The following is a 12850-nucleotide window of genomic DNA, read 5'->3' on the forward strand; positions in this document are numbered from 1 at the left end:
GGCGTACATTGTTGCAGCCAGTTTGGGCACGGACAGCGCGGAAAAACCGCAACGTACACACAGTACGTGAGGATTTTGAGCACTGCCCAGGGCCAAAATGGCAAATAAAATAGCCTGATGGTATAGGCTCTAAAGAGGTGAATATGAATCTTACCAGCATACCGGCACTTCAGGATAACTACATCTGGATGTTAAATGACACTGCGGGGCGCTGTCTGATCGTTGATCCAGGCGAAGCCGCGCCGGTTTTGCGTACCCTGTCCCAAAATCAGTGGCAGCCGGTCGCGATTTTACTCACTCATCATCATCACGATCACGTGGGGGGCGTGGCTGAAATCCTGGCCCGGTATCCTGATATTTCGGTGTACGGTCCACAGGAAACGCAGGATAAAGGCGCCACTAAAATCGTCGGCGAAGGCGAAACAATCAAAATTCTTGGGCTGGAATTCGATATTTATGCTACGCCCGGTCACACTTTGGGACATATCTCATATTTCAGTTCCCCTTATCTTTTTTGTGGCGACACGCTGTTCTCCGGCGGCTGCGGTAGATTATTCGAGGGAACGCCAAAACAAATGTTCGAATCATTTCAGAAGCTTAATTCACTTCCGGCCGATACTTTAGTTTGTTGCGCGCATGAATACACATTATCGAATTTAACTTTTGCACACGCGATTTATCCGCAACATAAGGAAATAGAACGCTATCTGCATAAAATTAAGGAGTTACGCTCAAAAAACCACATAACTTTACCGACAAAACTGGAACTTGAGCGAAAAATTAATGTTTTTTTAATGACACAAGATATTGAATTAAGGAAACAAATCGGTTTAGAAACAACTATGCAACATGAGTGGCAGGTATTTGCTGCCTTACGTGCAAAGAAAGACCACTTTTAATATTTTAGGTTGTCATGACTGGGACGAGCACGTATGATTGCTCGTCTTTTAATCGAACTATTGACACACACATGAAGGCTAAAGCGATAATTCTCGCCTCGGTCTTGCTGGTGGGGTGCCAGGCATCAAAGCATGATGCCAACATTCCTGAACAGCATGCACAGAGTTTGTCTTCGGCAGGTCAAGGTGAAAATGGACAGTACTCAGATTCAATGTTGTCCCCTCGATGGCAGGACGATGGAACCGGCCTCGCGCAGGGTCAGGATCTGTGGAATTTCATTAGCGACGAGCTGAAGATGAAGGTTCCGGATAATTACCGGATACGCGAACAGAAACAGAAGTACCTGAAGAACAAGAGCTATCTCCACGATGTAACATTACGGGCAGAGCCGTATATGTACTGGATAGTCGAGCAGATTAAGCAACGCAAAATGCCGATGGAACTGGTACTACTACCCATAGTGGAGAGCGCTTTTGACCCCCACGCAACATCATCTGCGAATGCCGCTGGCATCTGGCAGATTGTGCCGCAAACGGGGCGAAACTACGGCTTGAAACAGAATCAATGGTATGACGGGCGACGTGATATTGTCGCATCGACAAAAGTTGCTCTGGATATGATGCAGCGCCTTAACGACATGTTTGACGGTGACTGGTTACTGACGGTAGCCGCCTATAACAGTGGTGAAGGCCGCGTGCTGAAAGCGATGAAGGCGAATAAAGCCAAAGGGAGACCGACGGATTTCTGGTCCCTGGCGCTTCCACGCGAGACAACGGTTTATGTGCCAAAAATGCTGGCTCTGGGGCAGTTGCTCAAGGACAGCAAGCGCTATGGCATTCGTCTGCCTACGGCAAATGAAACCCGCGCGCTGGCACGTGTTGAAGTGGGTCAGCAGATTGAACTGACGCAGGCCGCCGATATGGCTGGCATGTCGCTGAGCAAGCTGAAGAGTTTCAACACGGGATACAAACGTGGCACAACGGCACCAAATGGTCCTCACTACATTATGGTTCCGAAGTCCAACGTTGCGCAGCTGCGTAATTCACTGGCAGAAGGTGATATTGCCGCAGTTCAGCCAACGTCGCTGGCGAAGAACAGCGTTTCTCCGGCCACCTACAAGGTGCGCAATGGCGATACGTTGTCCGCTATCGCCAAGCGTCTGAGTATTCCGGTAAAGACCCTGCAGCGCGCTAACAATCTGCGTACTGCCAGCATTAAACCCGGCCAGATATTGAATCTGGGAACGAGTAGCAGTACGCGACTGGCAAATAACGGCGACAGCATCACCTATCAGGTTCGTAAGGGTGATTCTCTGGCCAGTATTGCGAAGCGTCACGGTGTGAATATCAAGGATGTGGTGCGCTGGAACAGCGTTGCCAACAATGCCAAAAACCTTCAACCGGGCGACAAGCTGACGTTGTTTGTCGATAACAACGCAACGCCAGACAGCTAATCTGTTGAAATACTTGTTAAAAAGCCAATCTTCGGATTGGCTTTTTTGTTTTCTCTTTTCCTGATATCGCCCCTGTGCTGTTCAATGTGTGATCCCGCTAGCGCTTCCTTTGCAGTGACTGTGATGCAGATCGAATTATCGCGCGCCTATTCTTGTATGGTAGTACATCTGAAATCTAATGTTATCTACGTGTTTAATTTTTGATCTAAACACGCAAAAAAAATAACAACACCAGGCTTCCCGCTCTGCCAGCCCAGTTGCAGAGCGGTACCGATAACGTCGATTTCAAAGGCACAGGATATGACTCTTCCCTCTTCAGAAATGGCCCAGCGGGCCGAAAGCAGGACAGTACCGCCGCTTGCTCATCAGCCACCTGCCAGACGCGGCTTAATGCGTTTTATTCCGCGAGCGCACCCCATTTCATGGTGGATGCTGGTGATCACCACGCTTGCCATTTTAATGAACTCCATCGACCGAATTATTCTTCCCACGCTGTTACCGGCGATCATGACCTCGTTTAACCTCACCGAGGTGCAGGCCGGCTGGCTCAACTCGCTCAGCTTTGTCGGGACCTTAACAGGTGCCATCCTGTTCGGTTTGTTTTCTGACTGGGTTGGGACCGGGCATAAACGCTGTTACAGCTGGTGTGTGGCGGTGCTGGTTGAAGTGGTTTCCGGTGTGGCGACCGCGTTTTGTAAAACACTTGGCATGTTTCAGGCACTGCGCGTGGCGATGGGAATGGGCACCGGCGGTTCCGAACCGATTAACGTCGCCCTGCTGGGTGAATGGTGGCAAAAGGAAAACCGTGGGTTCGCGATTGGCGTTCACCATACCGGTTTTCCCCTCGGCCAGTTTATCGGGCCGGTGCTGATTGCTGCTATCCTGGCGTTTGCGACCTGGCGTGAAGCGTTCCTGTTCATTCCCATGATTGGGCTGGTGATTTTAGTCGCTCAGCTGCTGCTGGGAACGAAGAAAAATCACGATAAGGTCAATAAATGGATTGTTGAAAATGGCCTTACGCCACCGGTAACGGAATCCCTGCAGCAGACCGTTGAGCAGTCATCCATCTGGGCCAACGTTCTGTCCTGCCTGAAAAACCGCAACTGCCAGCTGGCGATACTGCTGATTTTTGGTTTTACCTGGGCGGAGATGGGTATTGCTAACTTTCTGACGCTACAGTTGACCCGTGAAGTGGGCCTCGATCTTTCTACAGCAGCCATTATCTCCGGGGCTTCCGGACTCACCGGGTGGATTGGTCAGATCGTCTGGGGCAGTTTCTCTGATATCAAAGGGCGCAAACGCTCACTAACGATCATCATCGCGGGCTGGATCCTGGCCGCCGCACTCTGCGTATTCATCCACTCAGCCGCACTGGCATGGGCCATACTGATCTTCTGGGGGCTGTTCCGTAACTCTCCTTTCCCGGTGGCCTATGCACTGTTAATCGACTCATCCCCGCGCGCTGCCGCATCCAGCATGGGACTGATGATCGGCCTGGCTGTGGGTATTGCCGGTATTCTGGTTGCTCCGGTCAGCGGCTGGATCATCCACAGCTACGGCTTTACCACGCACTACCTGGTGATAGCGGCAGTACTGGTGATTTCCTGTATTCCACTCTGGTTAATTAAAGAAACCGTTAACGTTAAAAAGGCCTGATATGAGCACTGAACTGGTTAATCTGCTGAGCCGCCACCGTTTAATTGAGCTGAATCATCTCTATGAAGAGTTCATGCCGGTATGGCCAACTCACGGCAAGTTTTTCTGCCATCGTTCAGAAGACTATGTCGCGGGGGACGGCAACTATAACTGCCAGCTCAGCCTTGGCGATCACTGTGGCACCCACGTAGATGCGCCGATTCACTTTATTGCCGAAGGGAAAACCATCGACAGTATTGATGTTCGCCAGCTCACGGGACGAGGGCGCTGCCTGGATATGTCCCACGTTGAGAAAAACGGCCTAATCACCCTCGAACAGATTCAGCAGTGGGAAGAGAAACACGGCGCGATAGCCGCGGGCGATATCGTTATTTTTCGCACCGGCTATGATAAAAAATGGCAGCCCCGCCCTCATCACCAGGCTTTCCTGCAGGACTGGCCGGGGTTATCGGGGGAAGGAGCACGCTATCTGATTGAGCAAGGAGTCACCGTGTTTGGCACCGACGCGATGTCGCTGGACAGCTTCAGCAGCGAGGGGCATCCGGCGCATCACGCCGTGCTGGGTTCGGATTGCCTGATCGTTGAAAATCTGGCAAATCTGCACAGCCTGCCCACATCGTTTACCTTTATCGCGCTACCGCTGAGGATTAAAGGCGCGTCGGCCTCGCCGGTACGGGCGATTGCCCTGGTAGAGTCGTAATCAAGCTCAGGGCCTGCTGGCCTCAATAAAAATAATGTCCGTGGTAAAGCTGCCATCGGGTTGCAGCGCATAGTATCGCTGAACGTCGTAGGGGGCGGAGTGCTGGTAGGCACGAATAGCCTGCACCATCACCTGCGGCGTACGCATGCGCTCAACCCAGCTGGTAAATTCCAGCTCCAGCCGGTCATGTGAAATCGACCCAATGGCCAGCCCGGACTCCGTAAACAGCGTCAGCCACTCACCGGGGGAATAATCCCGAACGTGCGAGGTATCGCGCAGCGCTTCAACGGTTTGTAACCAGATATCCAGCACCGGATTCCCCGGCGCATTGACGTCCATAAAGATCGCTTTTCCGCCCGGTTTCAACACGCGGCGAACTTCACGCAGCGCACTGCCGACATCGTGCCAGTGGTGAGCGGAATAGCGGCTGATGACAATATCGAATTCATCGTTGGCAAACGGCAGCTTTTCCGCATAGCCCTGCCGCGTAGTCAGATGGTGATAACCCCGTTCCTCTGCCGTCTTCGCCACCACCGTCAGCATTTTTTCGGAGAGATCGTAAGCCACCACCTCTTTAACGTGCTGCGCGGCAATAAAGCTGGCATGCCCGGCACCGCAGCCTAAATCCAGCACCCGCGCGTCAGATGCGGCATACAAGCGCTCACTCAGCTTAACCAAATCGCGACCGCTGGCGTGTACTGCACTGGTCAGATAGGCACCTGCCTGCTCGCCAAACTGCTTATCGACGTGATCGTGATGAAGGCTTGCCATAATAATTCCTTTATTTTCAGAAAGTACTCGCGGGGCGTGAGCTGAATTCAACCAGCAGCGGATTGTGGTCGGAAGCCGTGGTAACCAGCACCGAAGCTTCGGCTACGCCCATTCCGCGGTAGAAGACAAAATCAAGCGGGCGACCGAAGGCCTTACGGCGATGATCGTCAGTAAAGCGCACCTCACGCAGGCCCATTTCTCGGGAAAAACGATACAGGGCATTGATGCGCTGGCGGCTCCAGGCATTAAAGTCCCCGGCCATAATAACCGGCCCCTGATGGTTGATAATTTGCTCACCAATCGGCCCCAGCTGCTTGCTGTAAACATCAATGCCAATGCTGAAATTCACCGCGTGAATATTTACGACCATCAGCATCTGACTGTCAGGCAGCGGATAGGCGGTCACCAGAGCGGACTTGGAAAGCCGCAGCAGGGGTTCTCGTTCACGCAGTGGGCAGCAATAAACCGGATGCGCTGATGCCAGCGTCATCACGCCTGAAGGATGCTGTGGCAGCACAAAAGCGGGAACCTGGTCCGCCGCAAGATAATTGCTGGTGGCGAAGCGGACCAGCTCAGGGGTGGTTTGTGCCTCCTGCAGAAGCACCAGATGCGCATCTTTACCAAAGTTTTGCAGCACCGACAGCCATTCAGCCCGCTGCTGCTTGAAGATATTCCAGACCAGAACTTTCAGCGAGGTTTCCGTGGTGAGCGGTGCGCCTGGCGGTAATGCCTGTCCGACATGAAGCATCGAGCCCGGCGGAAAAATACGTTCCGCTGGCTGCCCTGCTACATATCTCATGGCATAAGTCTTTTTTCGCACGTTATTGCCTGCACAGTTACAACGAAGGATGCTTTCCATCTTCCAGTTATAGGGGCTTTGCGGTGCAGTTTCAATCACCGCGCTGTAATTCCCCGAGCTTCTCCGTAAGTAAATGCAAACAATGTGCAGGCGAACAGACTGCCGCTTTTGCCAGCGGCCTGGGGACTGACAGAACCGCTCTGCCTCTCACCCAGGCTTCCTGGTAAACGCGTGCTCAGACGATATGGCACGGCAGTTATGAAGCACCCCGCCGAAAGCGTTCAACCTCTTCAGGCAGGCGATACAGCGAATCGATCGTCACATCCGCCCCTGCGCCGATAAGACGGCTGGCGTGATCTGCCGTGGTATGCGTACCGCCGGTGAATCCGACCACGTACATACCGGCCCGTTTTGCCGCCATCACGCCGTGTACCGAATCTTCAATCACCAGCGTGTTGCCCGGCCGTGCATTAAACTGCCGCGCGCCGTGCAGAAAAATATCCGGCTCGGGCTTGCCTCGGCCCGGTCCCAAATCCTTCGCTGAATAGACATGTGGTGCGAACAGGCTTTTTAGTCCAACCTGCGTCAGCACAGTGTCCAGCTGTTCACTACCGGAATTGGAGCAGATGCATTTCGGCGTTGCAATCGTACTGACCACCTCCATGCTGCCCTCAATCCTTTCCAGCTCGCTGGCAAATCTCGCCATCAGTCGGGGATAAAAATCCTCACCTATATTTGCGGGCAGGCTCACGCCGCTATCCTGCCGGACACGCCCGATTAACGCATCCCAGTCCAGCCCACTGTATAAACGCGTAAACTCTGCAACGTCAATGTCTACACCGTGCTGATTCAGCAGCGAGACGGTTAATCGGATACCGATAATTTCAGAATCAATCAGCACGCCGTCACAATCAAAGATGATCAAATCCAGAGTCTTCATTATCTGTTCTTCACCACGCATCATTATACGAAGGGCGGCTAAACGCCGCCCAAAGGTCATCGCTCAACGGTCCAATCTGTTACTCAGGCCACGTTAAGCTGCTTTTTGTACTTCACCAGCAGCTGCTGGATATCACGAAGCCGAGAAACCGCAATCGAGGAAAGCTTCTCTTTCGACACGTTACGGTCAAGTGAGATGCAGTCCTTCCACAGTGAACGCCCTGCTATCACCCCGGAAGCCCCGTTACGCAGCGAGATATCCACCTGAGTGAGGAAGGTGGCATGATCGACCCCGGCAGACAGCACGGCCCACGGCACATCACCGCAGATATCCGTGACCGCTGCACAGGACTGCTCGCTGCCCGGATAAGGGATTTTGAGGACTTTAGATCCGCAGTCAATACACGCCTGGCAGCCTTCCTGGATCAGCTGAGGGATTTTGCTCTGGTATTCCTCTTTGCTCTCACCTTCCAGCTGATAGGTAAGAAACTCGACGACCAGGAACAGATCTTCGTGTGCAAAATCGGCAATCACATCACGTAGCGTCTGCAGGTTGGCCACGTTGGCTTCCGGCTTATCGCTGCGCAGATAGATCATAATCTTGCCGCCCGTCGCCCCCAGCTCACGCACTTTGCGAGCGGTGATCCCCTCAACCATGTTGGAAATGCGATACCCTTCCGGCGACGTACTCCAACCGGAGGCATCCAGGCCAATCAGCAACCCGGTATCGCGCGGCACCACGCCTTCATCAATAATTCCAGGAACAGCGCAGATCGGGTCAACGAGTACGCAGCCAGCCTGTGAAGCCAGATAGGCGGTAATATCGTATTTGGTTTTACCCAGGGTTTCATTACTGATTAACGCCTGTTCTTCCGGCGTTGCCGCCAGCAAAGTGCGCATGCCGCCACGCTGGTCGCAGGCAACCACCATCATTGAACCGGTTGCATCGCAAATCATTTGATAACCACGTCGTTCTGCCGTTGTCATTTTGTTCATCAATGTATTCCTCATAGGGTGAGAGTAAGTAAATTTTAATTACGCCAATTGTTCTCTTTGATCCAAATAATCAGTTCGTCATTACTGGCACTGATATTCTGGTCAACGGTATAAAGTTTCCCCAGGCACATTGGCTTTGCGTTTTCAGCCAGTAAAATAAGCTCAGAAATATATTCCTCACCCGGGTGACCTTTTACCCGGCAGTGGCAGCGTTTTTTATATCGCTCGGCCACCAGGTCAGGCGACGCCTTAACCCATATTTCTAAAACTCTGACTTCACCAAGTTTTTCCAGATATCCTTCAAGTACCGATTTATCACGAAAGCCAAACCAGGCATCCATAATAAATACTGTCTCTGGCGGAGAGGACATCACAATGTTAAACATGGATTCGTAGGCCGCGTATCCCAGCTTTCTGTTCAATGGCCTGTCGATAATGTCCGCGAACTGAACCATAAAAGGTTCTTTAATTTCATCGATACTCAGCACCGGATAAGAAAAATAATCGGCAATAATTTTCGCGACTGAACTCTTACCTGATGCCGGGATACCGTTGACTAGAATCAGTGTTTTCATAGTAGTCCGATAATTTCATCAATCGTTTTCGCTTGCCTGATATGTCGTAACGTCTCCTCCTGCTCCAGTAGTCCAACGATGGATGCAATGCCTTCGGTGATATGGGAATCGCCATTCACACCGCCGAACATTACAACGATATCGACCGGGGGACTGCCGTTAATCGACGTCGGTTTGTTTAATGTCACCATGCTAAAACAGTCTTTAATGACGCCACATTCCGGTCGTGCATGTGGAATGGCAATACCTTCATCAAAAACATAATAGGCACCGTATTCGAGCGTATTATCAATCACCGCCTGCGGGTAATGTTCAGTGACAAACCCGCCTGCAATTAATGGCTTTGCCGCCTGGTGAATGATTTCATTCCAGGAATCAACTTCCATCTGGACTTGAATATATTGGTTTTCTGCAAGAAAGTTCTTTATGCTCATGTTACCTCATATATTTTTTCGGATGGTATTCCTTAGCTCATCCATTTTTATAAAGACATCATCTACACGATGGCGATATGTCTTGCTGGATGAATAAATCTTTATTGCCTGATTGTATTTAACCATTAATACTTTCTGCGCATTATTATCAGCAGGATTAGCCGCCAGTTCGGATTCAAGCTTCTTTAATTCAGTAGCAATAATATCTGCCTGTTCATTATTTTCCGTTTCTGTTGCTGAATTTTCCGGGCTGAACATTTGCTTTAGCTTTGAGAACATAGTTCCTCCTATTTGCTCAACTTTCTATTGGAAAACCAGACAATAAAGACGACGAAAGCAATAAAGCCGATGACAAATGGCCACTCATTCTGGAAGGCGTGGCCGAGTACCAGGCCGGTAGCGATCACGTCCGAATCACTGAAGGTCACCCCTTTGAAGCCGAAGGTTTCAAGCAGTGGTACCAGGATTGCCGGCAGCAGGGTAATAAACAGGCCGTGTACCACACCGCCAATTATCGCGCCTTTGCGCCCGCCCATTGCGTTGCCAAACACCCCGGCAGCACCACCGGCGAAAAAGTTGGTGAGCAGGCCAGGCAGAATCATCGCCAGACCAAACATCGGGAAGACAATCATGCCGATAATTGACCCTACGGTGGTGGCCAGGAAGCCGACAATCACCGCATTAGGGGCATACGGAAACAGTACAGGGCAGTCGAGAGCGGGTTTAGCATTTGGAACCAGGCGCATGGCGATACCACGGAAGGCCGGTACCAGCTCGTTAAGCAGCAGGCGTACGCCGCTGTACAGAACAAAGACCCCGGCGACAAACTGCATCGACTGCATAAATGAGAACATGATGTAGTTGGTGCCGTTGGAGAACTGAGCGATATAGTCAGGACCGGCGAAAATGGCGGGGATGATATACATCGGCACCATGATAACCGCCATCGACAGGTAGGTATCCTGCAGGAACTTGAAGTTATCCGGCAGCGTCAGGTCTTCCGTTGAGCGTGAGTTCTTACCAATGGCTCTGGCAACCGCCGCCTGCACCAGGTAGCCGATAGTACAGAAGTGACCCAGTGCGACATCATCAGAATCCGTGATCTTGCGTACGATGGGCTGGGCGATGGCCGGCATCAGCACCGCCATGATGCCACCGAAAATTCCTCCGGTCAGAATCAACGTCGCTCCCGTCAAACCGGCTTTGTAGCCGATTACTGTACCGATAGTGGCCATCCACAGCAGCGCCTGCCCGGTCAGGAAGATATATTTAAACGGCGTGATACGGGCAATGAGGATATTGACGGCAAAAATCACCAACAGCGTCAGTGCCACTTCCGAACCCAGCTCGCGGTTCGCTACGCCTGCGATAGCCGCCACATCCGTAATGTAGCCCTGCATACCGAAACCGCTGGTAAAGATGTCGTTGAGGAAGGTTAAGGCGGCAACAATGATATTGATGCCCGCCATCATGATCAAAAAGCCCAGTAGCGTTTTGAAGGTGCCCTCAATCGTTTTGCCGACGGATTTTTTCTGTAGGATCAATCCCAGCATGGCGATCAGTGCAATCAGTATTGAAGCCTGGCCGAGAAAGTCTTTCACAATAAAATGAATAATAGCGTCCACTTGTCACCCCAAGTTTCAGTTTGAGTTCATATAGGCGAGGATTTTTTCTTCTATTTATTTTTTATCAGTGAGCTTATTTAATATAATGACTTTCTTTTTCTGATCGTCGCTGGCATCCGATGTTAATACATCAGCAAACATTTTCTGCGTCAGAATAATGTCATATTTGAATGAGGATGCTTCTGATACTGTAGTGTGCTCAATATCGGCATCAATACAGAGTTTTTGTAATACAGATTTTGCGCTCATTTCAATAGCAAAACTTGAGCCAAGACCACAGCCACATACGCAGAGTACTTTAAGCATGTTAACACCTCAGATAAGGTTATTTATTTTAGCCAGTTTGTAGAGGTTACTATCTTCATCCACTAAACGTTTGTCGGAATTTTCAAGATCGATCGGTATTGCTTTATTATTGTTATTCATAACAATGACTTTATTGGTCAGGCCGCTTTTAATGCATCGAACAACTTCCTCTGCAAGAATAGCACCCTGAATAATCTCTTCACCGGTAGGCTTACCGCTGCGTAATCCATATCCCAATATGGTTTTTCTGATTCTTATACCAATTTTATGTTCAAGCTTACCGATCATAGTATCGATAGCACCCTGGAATCCCGGAGTGTAATCTTTGGTATAGCCTTCAGAACAAAGAATAATGACGCTATTCTGAGTGTCGATTTTTTGCTTTATCCGACCTGCCAGAGTGTCGATATCCCACGGAACTTCAGGGATCAACGCAATATCCGCATTACTTTTCAGTGCAGCCTGTAATGTCAGTTCACCGCAATAACCACCAAGCAGCTCGATCATAAAAATTCGGCCCGGTAAACCACGCCCGGTGTTACGTAACTTTTCCACCTCACTAATAACCTGTTCACAGGCGGTAGAAAAACCAATGGTGTAACTGTTTCCCGTAATGTCATTATCAATGGTCATCCCTACGCCATAACAGTTAATATCGTAGGTGCTGAGCATCTTCAAAAATTGAAATGAACCATCACCGCCGCCCATGATTAAACAGTCTAGTTTCTTTAGACGGATATTTTTAGCAATTCGTTCATAGTCAGATCGTTTACACTTATCTTCTTTTCTTCCCGAAGAAATAATCGGCACGGAAGAAATTGATAAATCAACCAGATCGCGGCGAGATATGTCTTTGCAGCGATTTTCAATCAGGCCGTTAATACCACCATCGAAAATAACGATTTCAGCATCCGTCATACGGTCAATCTGAAATAAAAAATTATTCATTCCGCTGACATCACCACCGCTTATTACTAATCCTATTTTCATGGTTGACCTCAGATATATATTCATTTGAAACGTGCAGTGAATGTTAAAGAAGCATGAATTTAATTTTTTGAAGTAAGTCTCATTTTTGAAACGATTTTGACTATAGAGGCGTCTTGACAAGCTGATTATAAGGTCAATTTTGTGATACATATCACTCAATTTAATCGAGCGTCGCGCAATAAAAAACTTAACTTATTGATTTTTAATATTAAATATTATGTGATCTATGTGGTGTTATTTCATCTTTCCGGTCCGAATAAGCTCTTCGCTATTTTGTGAGTAATTTCACATTAATCCAGGTTCTGAGATTTTTTGATAGAGCCGGCTGGCACCCCGATTTCGGAAATAAGGTGTGGATATGTGTGAGTATGAAGATGTGATGGAATGCAGACTGCTGTAGAAGATGTATAAGTGTGAAGACACAAGAGGTACGGCGGCATGAGGATTTGGAGGATGTGGGGGTGTGTAAGGATGAAAGTGTGATGGTGTGCTGATTCAGGGGGGCTAGCGTGAGCGTCTGTAGAAGACGATTGGGAGTGACGATACTACAGAGGTGAAGCCCATAGCTCCAGATATGCGGCTATAGAAACATAAGAGAGTACTAAGATGCCAAAACGAAAAAGCCCTGAGCTAATGCTCAGGGCTATCGTAATAAGTGGCGGAACGGACGGGGCTCGAACCCGCGACCCCCTGCGTGACAGGCAGG

The 12850-nt window shown here is 49.9% G+C and carries 14 protein-coding genes; 4 read left to right on the forward strand and 10 right to left on the reverse strand.

Annotated elements, in window-relative coordinates:
- Positions 1-143 precede the first annotated feature (143 nt).
- The 4 genes from gloB to IBT47_RS20230 all read left to right on the forward strand — a co-directional run bounded on the left by gloB (position 144) and on the right by IBT47_RS20230 (position 4709).
- Positions 144-899: a hydroxyacylglutathione hydrolase gene (gene gloB / locus IBT47_RS20215; RefSeq protein WP_200562541.1), complete on the forward strand. Its 756-nt coding sequence runs from the start codon at positions 144-146 to the stop codon at positions 897-899.
- A 71-nt stretch (positions 900-970) separates the two neighbouring features.
- Positions 971-2353, forward strand: coding sequence for a murein transglycosylase D (gene mltD, locus IBT47_RS20220; protein ID WP_200562543.1), 1383 nt, complete (start codon positions 971-973; stop codon positions 2351-2353).
- Between the two features lie 390 nt (positions 2354-2743).
- Positions 2744-4009, forward strand: a complete 1266-nt coding sequence (locus IBT47_RS20225; RefSeq protein WP_234472009.1) for an MFS transporter — start codon at positions 2744-2746, stop codon at positions 4007-4009.
- A 1-nt stretch (position 4010) separates the two neighbouring features.
- Positions 4011-4709: a cyclase family protein gene (locus tag IBT47_RS20230; protein ID WP_200562550.1), complete on the forward strand. Its 699-nt coding sequence runs from the start codon at positions 4011-4013 to the stop codon at positions 4707-4709.
- Positions 4710-4715: 6 nt separating this feature from the next.
- On the opposite strand, the gene IBT47_RS20235 is transcribed toward IBT47_RS20230, so the two are convergent.
- From IBT47_RS20235 to IBT47_RS20280, 10 genes are all read right to left on the reverse strand, one after another.
- Positions 4716-5480, reverse strand: a complete 765-nt coding sequence (locus IBT47_RS20235; protein WP_200562552.1) for a class I SAM-dependent methyltransferase — start codon at positions 5478-5480, stop codon at positions 4716-4718.
- Positions 5481-5496: 16 nt separating this feature from the next.
- Positions 5497-6300, reverse strand: a complete 804-nt coding sequence (locus IBT47_RS20240) for an endonuclease/exonuclease/phosphatase family protein (protein WP_105591149.1) — start codon at positions 6298-6300, stop codon at positions 5497-5499.
- A 235-nt stretch (positions 6301-6535) separates the two neighbouring features.
- Positions 6536-7219, reverse strand: a complete 684-nt coding sequence (locus IBT47_RS20245; protein ID WP_200562554.1) for an HAD family phosphatase — start codon at positions 7217-7219, stop codon at positions 6536-6538.
- A gap of 83 nt (positions 7220-7302) precedes the next feature.
- Positions 7303-8214, reverse strand: a complete 912-nt coding sequence (locus tag IBT47_RS20250) for a tagatose-bisphosphate aldolase (protein ID WP_200562556.1) — start codon at positions 8212-8214, stop codon at positions 7303-7305.
- A gap of 35 nt (positions 8215-8249) precedes the next feature.
- Positions 8250-8789, reverse strand: coding sequence for an AAA family ATPase (locus tag IBT47_RS20255; RefSeq protein WP_200562558.1), 540 nt, complete (start codon positions 8787-8789; stop codon positions 8250-8252).
- Positions 8786-9223, reverse strand: a complete 438-nt coding sequence (locus IBT47_RS20260) for a PTS sugar transporter subunit IIA (RefSeq protein ID WP_200562561.1) — start codon at positions 9221-9223, stop codon at positions 8786-8788. The genes IBT47_RS20255 and IBT47_RS20260 overlap by 4 nt, the downstream gene beginning before the upstream one ends.
- Before the next feature lie 6 nt (positions 9224-9229).
- Complete coding sequence (locus IBT47_RS20265; protein WP_200562563.1) at positions 9230-9502, reverse strand: hypothetical protein; 273 nt, start codon at positions 9500-9502, stop codon at positions 9230-9232.
- 8 nt (positions 9503-9510) lie between these two features.
- Entirely contained in the window at positions 9511-10848 is a 1338-nt protein-coding gene (locus IBT47_RS20270) for a PTS sugar transporter subunit IIC (RefSeq protein ID WP_200562565.1), read from the reverse strand.
- A 54-nt stretch (positions 10849-10902) separates the two neighbouring features.
- The gene (locus IBT47_RS20275) at positions 10903-11154 is read right to left on the reverse strand and encodes a PTS sugar transporter subunit IIB (RefSeq protein ID WP_200562567.1); all 252 of its coding nucleotides are present in this window, start codon (positions 11152-11154) and stop codon (positions 10903-10905) included.
- Between the two features lie 9 nt (positions 11155-11163).
- Complete coding sequence (locus IBT47_RS20280) at positions 11164-12144, reverse strand: 6-phosphofructokinase (RefSeq protein ID WP_200562569.1); 981 nt, start codon at positions 12142-12144, stop codon at positions 11164-11166.
- Positions 12145-12850: the final 706 nt, after the last annotated feature.

Origin of the sequence: Erwinia sp. S43, assembly GCF_016624745.1 — a bacterium.
In the GTDB taxonomy this organism is placed as follows: domain Bacteria; phylum Pseudomonadota; class Gammaproteobacteria; order Enterobacterales; family Enterobacteriaceae; genus Erwinia; species Erwinia coffeiphila.

Excerpts from the sequence above, each read along its gene's own strand:
- gloB (WP_200562541.1), top strand. The coding sequence starts at position 144 with ATGAATCTTACCAGCATACCGGCACTTCAGGATAACTACATCTGGATG.
- mltD (WP_200562543.1), top strand. The coding sequence starts at position 971 with ATGAAGGCTAAAGCGATAATTCTCGCCTCGGTCTTGCTGGTGGGGTGC.
- IBT47_RS20225 (WP_234472009.1), top strand. The coding sequence starts at position 2,744 with ATGCGTTTTATTCCGCGAGCGCACCCCATTTCATGGTGGATGCTGGTG.
- IBT47_RS20230 (WP_200562550.1), top strand. The coding sequence starts at position 4,011 with ATGAGCACTGAACTGGTTAATCTGCTGAGCCGCCACCGTTTAATTGAG.
- IBT47_RS20235 (WP_200562552.1), bottom strand. The coding sequence starts at position 5,480 with ATGGCAAGCCTTCATCACGATCACGTCGATAAGCAGTTTGGCGAGCAG.
- IBT47_RS20245 (WP_200562554.1), bottom strand. The coding sequence starts at position 7,219 with ATGAAGACTCTGGATTTGATCATCTTTGATTGTGACGGCGTGCTGATT.
- IBT47_RS20250 (WP_200562556.1), bottom strand. The coding sequence starts at position 8,214 with ATGAACAAAATGACAACGGCAGAACGACGTGGTTATCAAATGATTTGC.
- IBT47_RS20255 (WP_200562558.1), bottom strand. The coding sequence starts at position 8,789 with ATGAAAACACTGATTCTAGTCAACGGTATCCCGGCATCAGGTAAGAGT.
- IBT47_RS20260 (WP_200562561.1), bottom strand. The coding sequence starts at position 9,223 with ATGAGCATAAAGAACTTTCTTGCAGAAAACCAATATATTCAAGTCCAG.
- IBT47_RS20265 (WP_200562563.1), bottom strand. The coding sequence starts at position 9,502 with ATGTTCTCAAAGCTAAAGCAAATGTTCAGCCCGGAAAATTCAGCAACA.
- IBT47_RS20275 (WP_200562567.1), bottom strand. The coding sequence starts at position 11,154 with ATGCTTAAAGTACTCTGCGTATGTGGCTGTGGTCTTGGCTCAAGTTTT.
- IBT47_RS20280 (WP_200562569.1), bottom strand. The coding sequence starts at position 12,144 with ATGAAAATAGGATTAGTAATAAGCGGTGGTGATGTCAGCGGAATGAAT.